This is a genomic window from Natribacillus halophilus (assembly GCF_900100185.1).
GTDB classification, from domain to species: Bacteria; Bacillota; Bacilli; order Bacillales; family Marinococcaceae; genus Natribacillus; species Natribacillus halophilus.
The window spans coordinates 334,788-353,807 of sequence record NZ_FNEN01000001.1 but is presented as its reverse complement, the minus strand read 5'-3'; the positions used below and the strand labels follow the sequence as shown (position 1 = coordinate 353,807).

Below are 19,020 nucleotides of genomic sequence, written 5' to 3'. Positions count from 1 at the left end.
GCCCCGTCTGGCATTTGGGGTATGAAATCGAGTATTTCATCCCTCACGGAGCGTTCCGCCTGCCCATTGAGGGACAACATCACTTGACCCGTTCCTTTCATAGCAAACGCCTTCCATCTGGGGGATAGATGAGGCGGTTTGCCTTGTATGAAAGCAGTTTGTTGTTGCATTTTTAGGATTTTTCCTTTACAATTTTGTTAAATGAATAAACTTGCCCTCTTCCCGGGGACGAGTTAAACCATGATCGTGAGCGGTTGTGCGGAGGGAGGGATTCAAATGTCTGAAACACGTATACGTAAAAATGAGTCACTCGATTCAGCTCTGCGTCGATTTAAGAAGAACGTTTCCAAGGATGGAACACTCGCGGAAGTTCGCAAGCGTAAACATTATGAAAAGCCGAGTGTCAAGCGCAAGAAAAAATCGGAAGCGGCCCGGAAGCGAAAGTTCTGATCGGACTTTAAAACAACATTAAATTTTCAGGAATTTCCTTTTTGAAGGAGTCGTTCCCCCGGCATACCGGGGGTTTTATTTGCCCGGACAAACCAAATTTTCTAACATTTATATGAGAGTTCGTATATTCAGAGTGCAATTTCTTGTCGAGGGCAAAAAAGTTTGATTTAATGGAGGTAAGTTATGATCCCTGCCCGCGAATGATCCCGGAGAAATCTTAAGGAAGGGAAGTGAATGAAGTGGGAAAAAATCTACGGATCGGTTTCTTTCTGTTATTGTTCGTCATAGCAGGAATGATGATGCCGTTTTTTTCAAGTGCACAAAGTGACAGTGCCGTTCACTTCATTCCCGTTGAGCAGACCGTCGAACGCGGCTTGGAGGCGTTTCTCGATCGTTCCATCGATGAGGCTACACAAGCGGGGGCCGATCACATTGTCCTTGAAATTGACACGCCGGGCGGCGCCGTCGATGCAGCCGGAAACATTGCCAACATCATTCAGAATACGGAAGTCCCGATCACGGCCTATGTCACCGGCGAAGCTACGTCAGCAGGCGCGTATATCGCGTTGAATGCGGATAACATCGTTATGGATCCAAATGCAACCATGGGCTCGGCCGCCGTTGTGGATGGTTCGGGTGAAGCCGCTGATGAAAAGGCCCATCAAGCCTGGGTGTCGAACATGGAAAGCGCGGCCCAAAGCAGCGAGCATGACCGCGATCCCGAATACGCCAGGGCGATGACCGATCCGGAGGAACCGTTGTCGATGTATGCCGAGGAGGCATTGGACGTTGATTACGCGGAGACGCTCGTTACGGATCGTGACGAAGTCCTCGCCTTCCTCGGTTTGGAAGATGCCGAACAAGTGGACTCGGAGGTAAGCCTCGCTGAACAGCTGGCACGCTGGATGACGAATCCGATGATCATCCCGATTTTGCTGACCGTTGGCGGCGTCGGTTTAATCATGGAGTTGTTTTCTCCCGGATTTGGCCTGCCGGGTATAGTGGGCCTTGGTTCGTTGGGACTCTTCTTCTTCGGTCATTTGTTTGCCGGCTTTGCAGGAATGGAAGCGATTATTTTACTCGTATTGGGTCTCATTTTCATCGGTTTGGAAGTTGTGTTTACCGGTTTCGGTATCTTCGGACTGCTGGGGCTGGCTTCGATCGTTGGCAGTATATTTATGGCCTCGTTCGATACGACGCAAATTCTATTGTCTGTGTTCATCGCCATGGTGATTATGTCGGTGGCCGCTGTCCTGTTATTTAAATACTTCGGCCGCATCGGCTTTATGCAAAAGCTCGTGTTAAGTGATGGCGTGAGCACGACAGCGGAGACGACAGAAACAGGTGAACGCGAGGAACTTGTCGGCCAAATCGGGCGGTCATTAACCCCATTGCGGCCCGCGGGACTGATGACGATGTCGGGAGAGAATTTCGATGTTGTGACGGAAGGAAGATTCGTAGAAGCCGGAAACGATGTGAAAGTCATATCCGTGTCCGGTTCGCGTATCGTCGTAAGAGCTGTCGATGGAAACAGTAAGCAACAAGAGTCCGGGACTTCATAAGGAAGACTCGGCGATCAAGAAAAAGGAGGAATTTTAGTGCCAACAGAAATCATAGTACTTGTGGCGATTGCCATCGCTGTTATCGTATTAGGGATCTTATTTACTTTTATTCCGGTTGGATTATGGATCGCTGCAATGGCAGCCAACGTTAGAATTGGGATTTTCCAACTCGTCGGGATGCGTTTGCGCCGGATTGTGCCGAAACGTGTCGTCAACCCGTTGGTGAAGGCTAAAAAAGCCGGGTTGGATATCGTCCTGAACAAGCTGGAAGGTCACTATCTGGCGGGCGGTAATGTCGATCGTGTTGTCAACGCGCTCATCGCGGCGCATCGGGCGAACATTGAATTGACGTTTGAGCGCGCGGCGGCGATTGACCTGGCCGGTCGTGACGTTCTCGAAGCCGTGCAGATGAGCGTTAATCCGAAAGTGATTGAAACACCGTTTATCGCCGGTGTGGCCATGGACGGGATTGAAATTAAAGCGAAGTCCCGGATCACCGTGCGGGCCAACATCGACCGTCTCGTCGGGGGTGCCGGTGAAGAAACGATCATCGCGCGTGTCGGCGAGGGAATCGTGTCTACCATCGGTTCCAGCGAGAATCACAAGCAAGTGCTTGAGAATCCGGACAGTATTTCGCAAACGGTCTTAAGTAAGGGTCTTGATTCCGGTACAGCTTTCGAAATTCTGTCCATCGATATTGCCGATATCGACATTGGCAAGAACATCGGTGCCGAATTGCAGACGGATCAAGCTGAAGCCGACAAGAATATCGCGCAGGCGAAAGCAGAAGAACGTCGGGCCATGGCTGTGGCTCAGGAACAGGAAATGAATGCCCGCGTCGAAGAAATGCGCGCCCGCGTCGTCGAAGCCGAAGCAGAGGTGCCCAAAGCGATGGCAGAAGCGCTTCGTTCCGGTAATATCGGCGTGATGGATTATTACAACTTACAGAACGTGGAAGCTGACACGAACATGAGAAAGAATATCGGAAAAGCCACCGGGGATGAAGATGACGACGGAGACCCCCATAAAAACGTCCATCAGTAATGATTTGCGGTAGAAAGGGGGCTTAACCTTGGATCTTCTGTTTATTTTCATTCTCATTTTCATCGCGATGACGATTTTTAACGCGATCGGCAATAATGCCCAGCAAAAAAAAGAACGAGAACAGCGCGAACGTTCTCGGCCAGGTACAGGGCCGCCCACGAACAGACCTTCCAGTGAACAAGGCAGCAACGACCGGGAAGGCGGTCTGTTCGGGGAGCTGCGAAAACAGTTTGAAGATGTGATGAACGACAATGAGGAGCATCCGACCCAGCGGGCGCCGAGAGCGGAAAGCGAAGTCTATCGAGACGAGAAGACGGAAACGAGCGATGGTCGTCGCGAATACGAACGAGAAAGAGAGAGGCTTCGGCGCGAAAGCCGAGAGGCGAAAAGACGTCTGGAAAATACGGAAACGCCGCCGATGACAGTCGATAAAAAAAATCGCCCACGTCAATCGGTACCCTTCGGGGATTTATCCGGCAATAACGTCGTCAAAGGCGTTATCTGGTCAGAAGTTCTCGGCGAGCCGAAATCGAAACGGCCTCACAAGACGAATCGTATGATACGCTGATCATAGTCTCACGAAAAGAACGCGGTACGCCGCGTTCTTTTTTTGGTAGGTAAGAAAGTATAAACCACTTTCTTATCCTGCATAAGTGCAACTAAGGCTTTCGCCATACTTGGCGAAAGCCAAGTTTTCTTTATGTAAAAGCCGTGATAGAGGCCGGGATCTAAACATATATATAGCCGAGGAGGGATCCTTGTGAAACGACTGTCCAGACGAGTCAACAAGTGGCTTACAAAAGGCATGGAAGTGCCGGCCGATGTCACGATGGGGGTGGCGCGGGTGACGATGATCGGCCAACTGCATGTCTATATAGAGAATCACCGTGGCATTCTTTCTTTTTCCCCCCAGCGTGTGCATCTTCGTCTCTTTGAAGGTGAGTTGATCGTTACGGGGCAAGACTTAATCATCAAACGAATTCTGCCGGAAGAGTTAATTCTTGAAGGAACGATTGAACAAGTCACACATACGGGCAAGGGGTGAGGAAGGCTTTATGTTTAAGAAAAACCCGGACTGGCTAGGATTAGTAGAGATGAAGGTCGAGGGAGATGAGCTGGAGGCATTTATCAATCGCTGCGTGGAAAATAACATCACCTTATCGGATATCAGGCGGACAAGCAGCGGTAAAATGTTGCAAGCCACCATTCGAATCGCGGATGTAAAATCGTTGCGCAAAATCACAAAACATATGAATGTTTCCGTTCGCTTTGGAAGACGGCGCGGCCTTTATGTGTTTACGCGCCAGGGGCGGCGACGCTTTGGGTTTATGCTTGGGATTTTCGCCTTTTGCATCGTGCTTTTTCTGCTTTCGCAAATGGTGTGGCGTGTCGATATCGAGGGGGCTTCTCCGGGCATCGAGCATGAAATTGAGGAATGGGCGGCCGATATAGGGCTGCAGCCGGGACAACCCCAGTGGCCGTTGCCTCCGGAAGCAGAACTTCAGCAACGGGTGAGCGAAGAAGTGCCGGGAGCGACGTGGATCGGTGTTGAAAGACGGGGGACCGCCTACCAATTTCATGTCGTGGAACAGCAGCTGGCCGAGGAAGAAGAGGAGATCGCTCCCCGCGACCTCGTTGCCAGGAAAAACGGCGTCATTCGGGACATTTATGTTGAACATGGCCGCGGAGAAGTAACGCGGAATGCCTATGTCGAAGAAGGTGACTTACTCATTACCGGAAGGATCGGGTGCGAGGGTCAGGAAGAAGATGAGGATGAAGAAGACGGCGTCGCGGATGAAGAGGTGGCCGCCATCGGAGAGGTACGCGCGGAGACTTGGTATCGCGGATCGATTGAACTGCCGTTTGAGATCAGCGGCGAGGTGTTGACGGGGGAGAGAACGAGAAGCTTTGAATTGCAACTGTTCGGGAACGAATGGACGTTTTGGGGTCAAAATGCTGAACATTTATACGACCGTTACGAGGCGGAAACAAACGAGGTGAACATTCCTCTATATTTTACGGACATCCCTTTACCCATCGAACGAACGAGTTACGAGGAAAAAGTGGCCGTTACCCGCTCGTATGAGGAAGACGAACTCATAGAGATCGGCAAGTCATTGGGAGAGCGAGAATTGCTCCGTACCCTCGACAGTGACGCCGCAGTCTTGTCCGAAAATATTTTACAGCAACAAAGTGACAATGGTACAGTAAGATTATCCATCCTTTACGAAGTCGAAGAAGATATAGCGGAAGAAGCGCCTATCAGACAAGGAGATTGAGAAATGTGACTGAGCGAAAAGTCATTGAACTACACGTCCAGGATACAACCGAACTGCAAACACTGTTCGGTCCCAATGATGTTCATATTAAGCGTGTGGAAGAACTATTGCAAGTCTCTATCGTTATTCGCGGGGAAGCGCTTGTCGTGAGCGGGGATGAAGAAACGCTCGCTACGGTCGAACGTGTCATGGGGCAACTATTGCAGCTTGTACGTAAAGGGATCGTGCTTGGGGAACGTGACGTCATCTATGCGATTCAACTTGACAACCAGGGCCAACTGGAAAAGTTAAACCATATTTATCAGGAAACGATTGCGACCAATGCCAAGGGTAAACCGATCACAGTGAAAACGCTGGGCCAACAAAGTTACGTGAGCGCGATTCGTAAACACGACATGGTGTTCGGCGTCGGACCGGCCGGAACCGGGAAGACATTTTTAGCGGTCGTGATGGCGGTGGCCGCACTGAAATCAGGAGGCGTGCAGCGGATCGTGCTTACCCGCCCTGCCATCGAAGCCGGAGAGAACCTGGGGTTTCTGCCCGGCGACTTGAAAGAAAAGGTCGATCCTTATTTACGCCCCTTGTATGACGCGCTCCACGATGTTTTTGGCAGTGAACATACGACGCGGTTGATGGAAAGAGGAACGATCGAAGTGGCTCCGCTCGCTTATATGCGTGGGCGTACGCTTGATGATGCTTTCGTTATTCTCGATGAAGCACAAAACACCACACCTGAACAGATGAAAATGTTTCTGACGAGACTTGGTTTTGGTTCTAAAATGATCGTCAACGGGGATTTGACGCAAGTGGATTTGCCAAAGGGAAAAAAATCCGGCATGCGCGTCGCCATCGACATTCTCAAAGACGTTGATGATATCGCTTTCGTCTATTTGCAAGGGGCTGACGTCGTTCGTCATACCATCGTCCAACGGGTGTTGGAAGCCTATGAGAAGGCGGAAAGCGACCCCTCTTCACAATGAGTGCCGAACGAAGGCTGGAGTGAATCTCATGACGGAAAACAATAATGAAAAACAGAGGAAGCGCCGTACCTTCGGCACTCGCCAGCGAACGGTACGCCTTGGTTTATTTTTGTTGCTTGGCCTCCTCCTTTATGCCTCCATGGTTACCAATGTCCAGCCCGAGCTTTTGAATGTCTCTCACTCCGAACCCGCCCCTGAAGATATTCGTTCCCCCATCACTGTCGAACATGAGTCCGAGACGGCTGCCCGCGAACAAGAAGCGTTGGAAGATGTGGAGCCTGTCTACGTCCATCACCAGGATTACGGGCAGATGCAATCCGAGAGGATAAATGCTATCTTTAATATCACCGCAGATGTCCAGGCTGATATAGACGATGAAGCAGAGGATATGGAAGGGGCGGCGGAAGAACTGCAAGAGGCTCTCGAGCAGGATGTGGACGAGACCATATCCGCAGATGCGCTGGAGACATTACTTACCGTAAGCGAAGATCAACTGACGATCGGGCGCGATGCCGCCCGCAACGCGGTTCATGAAGTGATGGATGAAGAAATAGCTGTCGATGATGTTCCCGCTGCCGAAGAAGAAGTAGAGGAACGCATTTCCAGGTCGATGGGCAGTGCCCAGCTGCAAGCGGCGACCTCGGAAATTGCCGCTCGTATGGTTACGGCCAATTACCTGTATGATAATGAAGCGACGGCTGAACAACGGGAAGCCGTTCTCGATGATGTGGAACCCGTGCTCATTCAGGAGGGGGAACTGCTTGCCCGGGAAGGGGAAATCATAACCAATGACATCTATGAGCAGATAAGTCTGACAGGCTTATTGGACGAAGGCCTCTCCCCGCTTCCATATGTGGGGTTATTGATCTTTGTCGGCTTGATCGTTGGTATGATCGCGTTCTATTCGGCGCAAACGAGTTCACCCCTTCGGGATAGTAACCGGTCTCTCTTTCTGTATGTGCTCGTCTTTTTCATTATGCTGGCAGTCATGAAAGTGATGAGTGTGCTCAACCTGCTTGATTTGGAAGGCCTTTTGTGGCTGACGCCTGTGGCGCTTGGGGGCATGCTTCTCGCCCAGCTGCTTTCTTATCGGGTTGCGCTTTATTCCGGTGTGTTGTTTGCATTGGCCGGCGGTGTCATTTTCAATGATGACGCCTCAGGGATCTTTCATGCGACCTTTATGATTTACGCGTTGTTTAGCGGAATGGCGGGTGTCTTTTTTATCGGAAAAACCCCGCGCGTGGCAAAGGTGTTGCAATCAGGGGTTTTTATTGCAGTGACGAATGCCCTGACGATAACCGCTTTTTATCTTTTAAGCAATGCGCCGCTCGCTTGGGACAGCTACGGTCTGGATGTGAGTTTCGCGGTGGGATCAGGTTTTCTGGCGGCCGTTTTAACGCTGGGGCTTATGCCTTTTTTCGAAACGGGATTCAACATTCTGACGAAGACGAAATTGATCGAACTGGCGAATGCCAATCAACCGTTGCTCAGAAAAATATTGCTGGAAGCGCCGGGTACGTACCATCATAGTGTCATGGTCGCCAATCTTTCCGAAGCGGCGTGTGAAGCCATCGGCACGAATGGACTACTCGCGCGCGTCGGAGCTTACTACCATGATCTGGGCAAAACGAAACGTCCCCTTTATTTTATTGAAAATCAGCTGCAGATGACAAACCCACACGAGAAGCTCTCGCCGGACATGAGTAAACAGATCATCATCGAGCACCCGTATGACGGCGCCCGCATTCTTCAGGAAGATAACTTTCCGAAGCCTATCGTCGATATAGCCAAGCAGCATCACGGGACGGCGTTGCTGAAATATTTTTACCATAAAGCGAAAGAGGAAGGCATGAATCCAAAGGAAGAAGATTATCGTTATCCGGGCCCGAAAGCGCAGTTTAAGGAATCAGCGGTAGTCGGAATCGCCGATGGGGTGGAAGCGGCTGTCCGTTCCATGGACGCGCCGACCACCGCTAAAATTGAAACGCTCGTGAACGAGATTATTCGTGAGCGGTTTGTAGACGGACAGTTTTCGGAATGTGATCTCACGATGAAAGAGTTATCCATTGTGGCAAACACGATGTGTGAGACGTTAAAGGGCACGTTTCATTCCCGGATTGAATATCCCGATCATAAGGACGAAAAGGAGAAAACAGCTAATGGCAGCAGACATTGATATTCACGATGAGACGACGACGCTTACCCAGTCCCGGCTCACGCTTGTGAGGAACGTGTTACAATCGGCATGTGAACGTCTCGGTCTCCACGCGCACACCGAATGCTCCCTGTTATTCGTCGATGAAACAAAGATCCGGACATTAAACCGTGATTATCGCGGCAAGGATCAAGTGACCGATGTGCTTTCCTTCGCGTTGAATGACGAGGAGGACCAGGTGATATCGCCCGCCGGGCATACACTTGGCGATATTGTCATTTGTGTGAAGCGCATGCGGGATCAGGCGGAGGAATACGGGCATTCAATTGAGCGTGAACTCTGTTTTTTGGCCCTCCACGGTCTCCTTCATTTACTCGGTTACGGTCATGAATCGACTGAAGAGGAAAAAGAGATGTTCACGTTGCAGGAGGAATTGTTGCAGGCTTATGGTTTGGCCAGAGAAACGTAAACAAAAGGGTGTTCGCCGCTTACTGTTTTCTTTTATTTTCGCGGGCAGAGGGTTATGGTACGTCGTCAAAAACGAGCAGAATATGGCCATTCATTTGGCGATCGCGGCGACCGTCCTTTTACTGGGGCTCATCGTTGGGGTCACTCCCCTCGAGTGGGCGTTGCTGTTTATCATAACCGGCGGTGTGATAGCCCTTGAACTCGTAAACACAGCGATCGAACGGGTGGTGGACATGGTGAGCAGTGGGTATCATCCGCTCGCCAAAATCGCGAAGGACGTAGCGGCCACTGCTGTTTTTATTTATACGCTGATCGCGATTGTCGTCGGCATTATTATTTTTTATGAACCGTTGCTTGACATTTTTGGCTAGGAAAGGGTGATGAACATGGACGAGTTGATCGAACAGGCAAAAACAGCTAAAGGCACGGCGTACGTGCCGTATTCAAATTTTCCGGTAGGCGCGTGCGTTGAGGCGGAAGATGGTTACTTGCATCAAGGCTGTAACATTGAAAATGCTTCCTACGGCCTTTCGAATTGCGGCGAGCGGACGGCGATTTTCAAGGCGGTCTCCACAGGCGTCCGGCGCATAAACAAAATCGCGGTCGTCGCGGATACGAAAGACCCCGTCGCTCCATGCGGCGCGTGCAGACAAGTTATGAGTGAATTTATGGACAGGGATGCTGAAGTGATTCTCGCCAATGAACACGGCGATGTGAAAAAAACGACCGTTGCCGAGCTTTTGCCTGGTGCCTTTGAAGCGGGGGATATGGATGGATAGTCACCGTTCCGGTTTCGTGGCCTTGATCGGCCGCCCGAACGCAGGGAAATCAACATTTTTAAATCAGGTGCTCGGTCAGAAGATCGCGATTATGAGTGATAAACCGCAGACGACCCGCAATAAGATTCAGGCGGTACATACCGAAGCGGATGGGCAAATCATTTTCGTTGATACCCCCGGGATTCACAAGCCGAAGCATCAACTGGGCGAATTTATGGTGAACACAGCGCTGGAAACGCTCTCCGAGGTGGACCTCATTATGCTGTTCATCGATGTCTCGGAACCTTTCGGGCGCGGGGAACAATTCATTCTCGACGCATTGCGAAGTGTACAGACGCCCGTGTTTCTCATCATGAACAAGATCGACAAAATTCATCCTGACCGGATTCTGGAACGTATTGAAGAATACCGCCATTATCACACGTTTGCGGAAATATTTCCGATTTCGGCTGTACGGAATCAAAATGTCGACCCCCTCATGAGCCATATATACGAGTATTTGCCGGAAGGCCCGCAATATTATCCTGAAGACGAGATCACCGATCATCCGGAACGGTTTATCATGGCTGAACTGATTCGGGAAAAGGTGCTTTGGCATACCCGTGATGAAATCCCGCATTCGATCGCAGTCATCATCGATGACGTACGCGAAGAGGAGCAGCGCAAAACGTATGTGCAAGCCACGGTTGTCGTCGAGCGCCAGTCACAGAAAGGGATTATTATCGGCCGCAACGGAGCGATGCTAAAAACGATCGGCCAGCAAGCGCGGACCGATATCCGGACGCTTCTCGGGACGGATGTATATCTCGACTTGTGGGTGAAAGTACAAAAAGATTGGCGAAATAAAGCACGCTTTCTTGAGGAGCAGGGCTATAGTGACAAGGAGTAATCCCCGCTTGACGAAATAATGGTGATTAACGGTGATTCACCCGAAAGGATTGTTTTTTCCAGGCTCACCCTTTATAGTCAGAAGTGTAGCCCATTTAAATTCAACCACGAATAGTAAATTTTCTCTGTTATGAGTACTCGCGTATTTGCTCATTCTAACGTTAGAAACAAAAAATGATATGAATGAAGAGGGGAGCTACAGATGTTAAATTATTGGAAGTTATTTGCTCTGACTGGTGACCTCGATGCGTATTTATTGCATAAAGAATTCGAACGTGATGATGAATGGGTAGAACCTGCTGAAGAAGAAGCGGCTTCGACGAGGCATTACGACGAATGATAAATGAGTGGGGATGAAGGCTCATGCTGGAAAAAACCGAAGGGATTGTCATACGGACCGTTTCATACGGCGAATCCCACGTCATCCTTACGGTGTTTACAAAAGAACGCGGCAAATTGCCTTTAATGGCGCGGGGGGCAAAGAAGACAAACAGCCCGTTTGCCGCGGTGAGCCAATTGTTTTCATATGGCCTTTTTCAATTTCATTATCGAAAGTCCATGAGTACACTGTCGCAGGGCGAAGTCCTGGAAGCGTTCAGACATGTGCACGAGGATATAGAGGCGGCCGCTTATGCCGCTTACGTCTGTGAACTGCTGGACGGGGTAACGACAGAGCGTGAGGCGAGCCCTTCCCTGTTCATGCTCCTCCTTACGATCCTTCGCTTCATTGAAAAGGGTGAAGATGCGGAAGTGTTGCTGAGGATGTTTGAGTTGAAAATGACGTATGTGGCCGGGATAAAGCCTGAACTGGACCGCTGTGCGTCGTGTGGCCGGACCGAGGGGGATTTTTCCTTTTCGGTGCAGGAAGCGGGTTTTCTCTGTGAGCAATGCAGCCGCCTTGATGAACATCGCTTTTCGTTGACGGCGAAGCAGGTGCAGTTGCTTAGGCAACTGTATTATATGGATCCGCAACGACTGGGACGCGTGCACTTAAAGCCTGAAACGAAACATTGGCTCCGTCAACTTCTGGAAGCCTATTATGATACATATTCCGGCCTGTATTTAAAGTCGAAACGGTTTCTGGAGCAGTGGCAGCAATGGAAACCTTGACAACGGTGCTTCATTTACAGTATATTTTGGAGACAAAATGAGATGAGCCAAACATACGTGGAAGAAGAGTAGTACCTGGAATACGGCAGTGACCAGCGATGTGGGATGGTGAAAGCCACAACTGCCGCCCTCGGAAGGCGCTTTGGAGTATGGTGACAAAGGGGTATTCGTGTGACGGACACGCATACAACTAGGGTGGAACCGCGGGAGTCATCCCGTCCCTAAGCTTTCTTGGGGGCGGGTTTTTTTGTGTACGAGAAAGGAGTTTTTGCATGAACGTTCAGGAAGTGATTTTAAACCTGCAATCGTATTGGGCGAAGCAGAATTGTTTTCTTATGCAACCGTATGATGTGGAAAAAGGAGCCGGGACGATGAATCCGATGACGTTTTTGCGCAGCATCGGTCCCGAGCCGTGGAATGTGGCGTATGTTGAGCCCTCACGACGCCCGTCGGATGGAAGGTATGGGGAGAATCCGAACCGTCTCTATCAGCATCATCAGTTTCAGGTGCTTATGAAGCCGTCACCGGACAATATTCAGGATCTTTTTTTGCAAAGTCTGGAAGCGCTCGGGATCAAGCCCGAGGAACACGACATTCGCTTCGTGGAGGATAATTGGGAAGATGCAACCCTAAACGCCTGGGGGCTGGGCTGGGAAGTCTGGCTGGACGGGATGGAGATTACACAGTTCACCTATTTCCAGCAAGTCGGGGGCCTTGATGCCGCTCCGGTAGCAGTTGAGCTCACCTATGGCATCGAGCGGATTTGTTCCTATATTCAGGATAAGGAAAATGTGTTTGACCTTGAGTGGCAAGGCGGTTTCACGTACCGGGATATTTTCTATCAGCCGGAATTGGAACATTCGACTTATACATTTCAGGTCGCCGACCATGACATGCTCAAACAGCTGTTTATCACGTATGAGAAAGAAGCGGGACGAGCCCTGGAAGAAGGACTCGTGTTTCCGGCGTATGATTATATTCTGAAGTGTTCCCACACGTTCAACATGCTCGATGCCGGGGGCGCGATTTCGGTCACCGAGCGCACCGGTTATATCGGCAGAGTGCGCAAGCTCGCCAGAAAATGCGCCTCCATCCATTATGCTACTAGGGAGAATCTTGGCTTCCCGCTGTTAAAAGAAGAAAAGGAGGATGCCGGATCATGACGAGGCCCTTTTTGCTCGAAGTCGGTGTCGAGGAAATGCCGGCGCAATATATCGATGACGCGCGTGAAGAGTTGCGTGCGAAAATGGAAAAATGGCTAAGCGACCAGCGGTTGTCTTATTCCGCGATCCATACCTATTCCACGCCGCGCCGACTAAGCGTGCTGATCGAAGACTTAACGGAGAAACAGAGCGGGACCGTTGAAGAGGCACGCGGGCCGGCGGTGACGATCGCGAAAGATGAGGAAGGCCAGTGGACGAAAGCGGCGCTCGGTTTTGCCCGCGGGCAAGGCGTCGAGGCCGACCAGCTCGTGGAAAAAGAAACGTCGCAAGGGTCGTATGTGTTCGCGAACATAGAGAAAAAAGGGGAAGCGACGATCGATCTGCTGCCGGAGGCGATCGCGTTGCTCACGACCCTGACCTTCCCGAAAAGCATGCGCTGGGGCCGGGAACAGTTACGTTACGTGCGCCCGATTCGCTGGCTCGTCGCGCTGTTTGGCGACGACATCGTTCCCTATGAGATTGCGGGGGTTAAAAGCGGTCGCGAAAGCGCCGGTCATCGTTTTCTCGGAGAAACGGTATCCTTGCCGCACCCCCGGGATTATGAACAAGCACTGATGCGCGCGTTCGTCCTCGTCAATCCCGAAGCGAGAAAAGACGCGATCCGAAAACAGCTGGAGATGCTTGAAGAGGAACAGAACTGGCGTGTTCCCGGCGACGAAGACCTGCTTCAGGAAGTGACGAATCTCGTCGAATATCCGACGGTTCTGTACGGAACCTTTGCCGAACGTTACTTACAACTTCCGGATGATGTGTTGATCACGACGATGCGCGAGCACCAACGTTACTTTGCCGTCCGTGACACAACCGGTCATTTGTTGCCCTATTTTGTAACGGTCCGAAACGGCGATCACCGCTATCTGGAACAGGTGCAAAAAGGGAATGAAAAAGTATTGCGGGCGCGCCTGGCCGATGCCGTCTTTTTCTACGAAGAAGACCAGGCGCGGTCACTGGATCAATTCATGGAAAAGCTGGAGCATATTGTCGAGCGCGAACAAGTGGGCTCCCTTGGAGACAAACAACGGCGCACGGTAAAAATCGCTCGTGAACTGGCCGTAAAAGCGGGTTTTTCGGAAGAGGTCATCGAAAATGTCACACGCGCCGCACAATTGCTGAAGTTCGACTTATCCTCGAACATGGTCGATGAATTCCCGGAACTGCAAGGCATTATGGGTGCGGATTACGCCTTCAGGCTCGGGGAAAAAGAAGCAGTGGCGACAGCGATCAAGGAGCAGTATTTGCCGCGCTTTAACGGTGACGAGCTTCCGGGAACAACGGTAGGATTGCTCGTAAGTATGGCTGATAAATGGGATACGATCATGACGTCACTCGCCATTGGCCTGACACCGACGGGATCCCAGGACCCGCACGGATTGAGACGGCAGGCGCAGGCGATCGTGCAGATGGCTAACCGCTATGATTTCCCCGTCCCGTTTGAAACGATGCTTTCCCTGACTGTTGAGGCCGTTCGCGAAGAAGGTTTGACGAGCGATGTTTCCGAGCTGTCTAGAGAAGCCGGTGAATTTTTTGCCTTACGGTTCAAAGCGTTGCTGGGAGAGGAAGGTGTCGCCCATGATGTGGTAAACGCTGTATTAATCCCGCCATACGGCCGTTTGGATACCTTGTTTGCGCGGGCGGCCTTTTTGCAGGAGAAACACGGTACAGACGAGATGAAAGAAGTGGCGGAAGCCTTCGGGCGCGTGAACAATATTGCGAAAAAGGTGGCGGATGAGGAAATGAACCCGCCTGAGCCGGAAGCTTTTGAACAAGAAGCGGAAAGGGAACTTTATAGCGCGTATGTCACACTTAAGCAGGAATTGCCGGCTTTCCTGGCGAAGAAAGAATTACAGAAAGCCTGGGAGACACTCGTCAGGCTAACCCCGACGATTCATCGTTATTTCGATGGGACGATGGTTATGAGTGAAGACGACAAGCTGCGGACGAACCGTCTGCGGCAAATGCAGCTGTTATCCCGGGAAATCAACCGGTTTGCCCGTTTTCAATCGTTGGTCATTCCTTCGTAAAGGCCATTTCGGAGGTGAGAAAAGGGGGTTTTTCCAACCTCCAACATCTCGCCTCCAACCTCCAAAACAAGGGGTGAGGAGCTATAGAATTAACGGAACGGCAAGAGAAAATATTGGAAATCGTGAAAGAGGAAGGCCCGATTACCGGCGAACAGATCGGAGAGCATCTCTCGTTGACGAGAGCGACCCTACGGCCTGATTTGGCGATTTTGACCATGGTCGGTTTTCTCGGAGCGAGACCGCGGGTCGGTTATTATTACACGGGGAAAACCGGCGCTGAAATCCCCTTACAGGAAATTAAGGAACTCAAGGTCAAGGAGTATCAATCGATTCCGGTCGTCGTCGGCGAAGCTGACTCCGTATACGATGCTATCAGCGCGATGTTCCTCGAAGATGTCGGCACGTTGTTCGTCGTTGATCAATCCTCTCAGCTGGCCGGGGTCCTTTCCAGGAAAGATTTACTGCGGGCGAGTATCGGCAAACAGGATTTGGAAACGATGCCGGTCAGCATTATCATGACCCGCATGCCGAATATTACCGTCTGTAGGAAAGAAGATTTTTTGCTTGAGGCCGCCAGTCTTTTAATCGAGAGGCAAATCGATGCGCTCCCGGTTGTGAGCGAAAAGGACAATCACCAATATGAAGTCGTCGGCCGTGTCACGAAAACAACGATGACGAAGGCCCTTGTCCATTTAGTCAACTCGGAACGACCATTGGGGGGGAATCGTTCATGAAAACGTTTCAACAACATCCGATCGTGTATGTCGTGTCCGATTCGGTTGGGGAAACAGCAGAGCTCGTCATTAAAGCGGCTGCCAGCCAATTCGGCAATACGACCATCGAAGTGCGTCGCATCCCTTATGTTGAAGATGAGGCGACGATTAACGAAGTGGTCGCGCTCGCTAAAGACGTGGGGGCCATGATCGCTTTTACACTTGTGGTGCCCGAAATTAAAGCCCATTTAGTCGCCACAGCCGAACGGGAAAAAGTGGAAATCGTCGATATTATGGGCCCGATTCTCGATAAATTGACGAGCCTCCTGGAATTGCGGCCCAGATATAAACCCGGACTCGTCTATCGTTTGGATGAAGAATATTTTCGAAAAGTAGAAGCGATCGAGTTCGCGGTCAAATATGACGATGGCCGGGACCCGCGCGGCATTTTAAACGCGGACATTGTGCTTATCGGCGTGTCCCGCACGTCGAAGACACCTTTATCCCAGTATTTGGCTCATAAAGGTTTGAAAGTGGCCAATGTGCCCATCGTCCCTGAACTGGAACCCCCGGAAGAACTGTTTCGCATACAGCCTTCCAAATGCATCGGGCTCCATATCAGTCCCGAGAAGTTACACGAGATCCGTTCGGAGCGCTTAAAATCCCTCGGACTCAAAAAGGAAGCGAACTATGCAAGCATGAAGCGGATCGATGACGAGTTGACCTATTCGGAGCAGGTGATGGAAAAAATCGGCTGTGATGTCATCGATGTTTCCAACAAGGCGGTAGAAGAAACAGCCAACGTGATTTCCAATCATTTTACGGGCTAATTGAAGCACGGAGGAAATAAGTGATCCCTCTCCGATTAGGAGGATCATTGTAGTTATTACGCCAAAAAAGGGACGCCTGAGGCATATGAAGCCCTAACGCGATACCGATGAAGTCGTTAGGTCGCCACCCCCGGATGATGAAGCCCTAACGTGATTCCGTGGAGACCGTTAGGTCGCCAACCTCGGTTGATGAAGCCCTAACGCGATACCGAGGAGACCGTTAGGTCGCCACCCCCGGATGATGAAGCCCTAACGCGATTCCGTGAAGACCGTTAGGTCGTCACCCCCGGATGATGAAGCCCTAACGCGATACCGAGGAGACCGTTAGGTCGTCACCCCCGGCTTATGAATCTCTAATACGATTCCAAGGAAGCTGATAGGTCGTCAACCAAACAGCATTCGTCGACATTTTTTGCCGCTACCTCTAGGCAAGCAAGGAATTTTTAGTTATAATAGTTAAATGTGGTTTAATGAGCATACAAGCGATAAATGTTTGTTAAATGGACTTTTAGGGAAAATAAAAATAATGAGGATGGTCACCCTATTTTTGTAGGACAAGCGTTTTTACAGGTATTTCTAATAATCATTGAATTTACGAATATATGTAAAGAATGAGTGGTGATTCCTCGCGTGCAAACATCAATCCCCGAAGAAACCGTGGAGAGCGTCCGGCAACAAGTGGACATCGTCGATGTGATCGGGGAGACGGTTCACCTGCAAAAGAAAGGCAAGCACCGTTATGCGGGCTTATGCCCTTTTCATGAAGAAAAGACACCTTCGTTTTCCGTCTCTGATGACCGGCAACTCTATTACTGCTTCGGTTGCGGGGCGGCCGGAAATGTGTTCACTTTCGTCATGGAGCAGGAGCAGTTGACGTTTCAGGAAGCGGTCAGTCGCTTGGCAGAGAAAACAGACATTTCTATTGCGGTTCCGGTGGGTCAAGGCCATGTGCAAAAACGTGCGGATGATGTCATCAAAGAGGGATGTGCCCTGGCTGCCCGGTTTTACCACCATTTACTCATGCATACGGAGCAAGGGCGTGAGGCTTATGAGTATGTTCGTGACCGCCAGATCAGTGATGAAGCGCTCAGTCATTTCCAGATTGGCTTCGCTCCCCGTGAGCGGGAAGCCCTTTCCATGCTTTTAAAGAAGCGCGATTTCGATCCGCGGGAAATGGAAGCGGCGGATCTGGTGCAAACGTCCGAAAGCGGACACAGCCCCAGGGATCGCTTTAACGACCGCCTGATGTTTCCGATATGGGATATGAGCGGTCACGCCATTGCGTTTGGCGGACGCGCGTTGGATGAATCAACCAGCAAATATTTGAACAGCCGGGAAACCCCTGTGTTTAAAAAAAATGAAATTCTATACGCGTATCACCTTGCTCGCCCCCACGTTCGGAAACGAAAGTTCGTCGTTCTCTTCGAAGGCTATATGGATGTGGTTTCGGCCTGGATGGCCGGCGTTGATAACGGCGTGGCCACGCTCGGAACGGCGCTGACGAGCAGGCAAGCCGATTTAATCCGCCGTATGTCCGATCAGGTGACGATTTGTTATGACGGCGATTCAGCGGGCCAAAAAGCCGCGATCGAGAACGCCGCGCTCCTGGAAGCGAACGGTTGCCAGGTCAAAATTGCGCCCATCCCGGTTAATCAGGATCCCGATGACTATATTCGCGCGGAAGGTCCCGGTTCGTTTATGACGAATATGATCGAAGGCGCCCAATCTGTCATCTCGTTCAAAATGAATGCATACAAAAAAGAGAAAAACCTGCAACGGGAAGGAGATCGCAAGGCTTATATCGAATGGGTACTTGAGGCGCTTACAGACGTAGGCAGCCCGGTGGAACGCGAGTTCTACCTCAAGCAGCTGGCGGACGAATTTTCCGTCTCGATGGAAGCATTAAAACAGGAACAATCCCGTATTTTTAAAGAGGTTCGCCGGAAAAGCAATCGTTCCGAAGCCAGGCCCGGGAAAGATGAGGGGACATCCGTCGGCACTTCCCGGCAACAAAAAAAACTTCTCCCGGCCTTTCATAACGCCGAGCGCGCGCTTTTGCAGCTGATGATGGAAGATGAAGCAGCCGCCAAAGAAGTTGAAGAAGAGATTGGCGGGGAATTTAATGTCGACGAGCACGCGGCCATCGCGGCTTATCTTTTCGCCTATTATGGGGAGGGGCATCCCGCCGGAAGCGCCGGTTTCTTAAACTTTCTAACAGACGAAACGCTTACACCCATCGCGGCCGAAATCGCGATGCAGCCGGCGGCGGAAATAAACCCGAAAGCGTATGCGGATTATATTCATCAGGTTAAGAATTACCCAAGTTGGGTAGAAATAGAACAAAAAGAAAATGCGCAGAAGGAAGCCATACGAAAAAATGACATGGAAACAGCGACAAAGCTGGGCCAGGAAATTATCGCGTTGCAAAAAAGCCTCGGGCGTAAAACCGTACGCCCCCGGTATTTGCGCACGCATTTGAGATAGATGGATTGTGTGTTAGGAAATGGAAGGAGGGAGA

19 protein-coding genes are annotated in these 19,020 nt (G+C 50.8%); all 19 read left to right on the top strand.

The annotated features are described in order from the left end of the window. Positions 1-276 precede the first annotated feature (276 nt). The 19 genes from rpsU to dnaG all read left to right on the top strand — a co-directional run bounded on the left by rpsU (position 277) and on the right by dnaG (position 18,986). Positions 277-450 carry a 30S ribosomal protein S21 gene (rpsU, locus tag BLS58_RS01815; RefSeq protein WP_090395834.1) on the top strand — a complete coding sequence of 58 codons (174 nt, stop codon included), beginning with the start codon at positions 277-279 and terminating at the stop codon, positions 448-450. A gap of 239 nt (positions 451-689) precedes the next feature. After that, positions 690-2,012, top strand: a complete 1,323-nt coding sequence (locus BLS58_RS01810) for an NfeD family protein (protein WP_090395933.1) — start codon at positions 690-692, stop codon at positions 2,010-2,012. 36 nt (positions 2,013-2,048) lie between these two features. Continuing rightward, positions 2,049-3,056, top strand: a complete 1,008-nt coding sequence (floA, locus tag BLS58_RS01805) for a flotillin-like protein FloA (RefSeq protein ID WP_425433657.1) — start codon at positions 2,049-2,051, stop codon at positions 3,054-3,056. Positions 3,057-3,084: 28 nt separating this feature from the next. Next, complete coding sequence (locus BLS58_RS01800) at positions 3,085-3,624, top strand: hypothetical protein (protein ID WP_090395832.1); 540 nt, start codon at positions 3,085-3,087, stop codon at positions 3,622-3,624. A gap of 192 nt (positions 3,625-3,816) precedes the next feature. Next, positions 3,817-4,101 (top strand): sporulation protein YqfC, encoded by a 285-nt coding sequence (yqfC, locus tag BLS58_RS01795; protein ID WP_090395831.1) that lies wholly within the window; start codon positions 3,817-3,819, stop codon positions 4,099-4,101. A 10-nt stretch (positions 4,102-4,111) separates the two neighbouring features. Then, a complete protein-coding gene (gene yqfD / locus BLS58_RS01790; RefSeq protein ID WP_090395830.1) occupies positions 4,112-5,335 on the top strand; it encodes a sporulation protein YqfD in 1,224 nt (407 codons plus the stop codon). Between the two features lie 5 nt (positions 5,336-5,340). Next, entirely contained in the window at positions 5,341-6,315 is a 975-nt protein-coding gene (locus BLS58_RS01785; protein WP_090395829.1) for a PhoH family protein, read from the top strand. 28 nt (positions 6,316-6,343) lie between these two features. Beyond that, complete coding sequence (locus BLS58_RS01780; RefSeq protein WP_090395828.1) at positions 6,344-8,491, top strand: HD family phosphohydrolase; 2,148 nt, start codon at positions 6,344-6,346, stop codon at positions 8,489-8,491. Then, on the top strand, positions 8,475-8,939 hold the full coding sequence (gene ybeY, locus BLS58_RS01775) for an rRNA maturation RNase YbeY (protein WP_090395827.1): 465 nt from the start codon (positions 8,475-8,477) through the stop codon (positions 8,937-8,939). The genes BLS58_RS01780 and ybeY overlap by 17 nt, the downstream gene beginning before the upstream one ends. Further along, positions 8,917-9,309: a diacylglycerol kinase family protein gene (locus BLS58_RS01770; RefSeq protein ID WP_090395826.1), complete on the top strand. Its 393-nt coding sequence runs from the start codon at positions 8,917-8,919 to the stop codon at positions 9,307-9,309. The genes ybeY and BLS58_RS01770 overlap by 23 nt, the downstream gene beginning before the upstream one ends. A 9-nt stretch (positions 9,310-9,318) precedes the next feature. Continuing rightward, positions 9,319-9,717: a cytidine deaminase gene (locus BLS58_RS01765; RefSeq protein ID WP_090395825.1), complete on the top strand. Its 399-nt coding sequence runs from the start codon at positions 9,319-9,321 to the stop codon at positions 9,715-9,717. Next, positions 9,710-10,606 (top strand): GTPase Era, encoded by an 897-nt coding sequence (gene era / locus BLS58_RS01760; protein ID WP_090395824.1) that lies wholly within the window; start codon positions 9,710-9,712, stop codon positions 10,604-10,606. Before BLS58_RS01765 ends, era begins: the two co-directional genes overlap by 8 nt. A 201-nt stretch (positions 10,607-10,807) precedes the next feature. Further along, positions 10,808-10,945, top strand: a complete 138-nt coding sequence (locus tag BLS58_RS01755; RefSeq protein WP_090395823.1) for a YqzL family protein — start codon at positions 10,808-10,810, stop codon at positions 10,943-10,945. 23 nt (positions 10,946-10,968) lie between these two features. Then, positions 10,969-11,715 (top strand): DNA repair protein RecO, encoded by a 747-nt coding sequence (gene recO / locus BLS58_RS01750; protein WP_090395822.1) that lies wholly within the window; start codon positions 10,969-10,971, stop codon positions 11,713-11,715. 272 nt (positions 11,716-11,987) lie between these two features. After that, positions 11,988-12,878, top strand: a complete 891-nt coding sequence (glyQ, locus tag BLS58_RS01745; RefSeq protein WP_090395821.1) for a glycine--tRNA ligase subunit alpha — start codon at positions 11,988-11,990, stop codon at positions 12,876-12,878. After that, entirely contained in the window at positions 12,875-14,959 is a 2,085-nt protein-coding gene (gene glyS, locus BLS58_RS01740) for a glycine--tRNA ligase subunit beta (protein WP_090395820.1), read from the top strand. Before glyQ ends, glyS begins: the two co-directional genes overlap by 4 nt. Before the next feature lie 83 nt (positions 14,960-15,042). Continuing rightward, a complete protein-coding gene (ccpN, locus tag BLS58_RS01735) occupies positions 15,043-15,693 on the top strand; it encodes a transcriptional regulator CcpN (RefSeq protein ID WP_090395819.1) in 651 nt (216 codons plus the stop codon). Then, positions 15,690-16,502, top strand: coding sequence for a pyruvate, water dikinase regulatory protein (locus tag BLS58_RS01730; RefSeq protein ID WP_090395818.1), 813 nt, complete (start codon positions 15,690-15,692; stop codon positions 16,500-16,502). Before ccpN ends, BLS58_RS01730 begins: the two co-directional genes overlap by 4 nt. A 630-nt stretch (positions 16,503-17,132) precedes the next feature. Next, positions 17,133-18,986: a DNA primase gene (dnaG, locus tag BLS58_RS01725; protein WP_090395817.1), complete on the top strand. Its 1,854-nt coding sequence runs from the start codon at positions 17,133-17,135 to the stop codon at positions 18,984-18,986. Positions 18,987-19,020 lie beyond the last annotated feature (34 nt).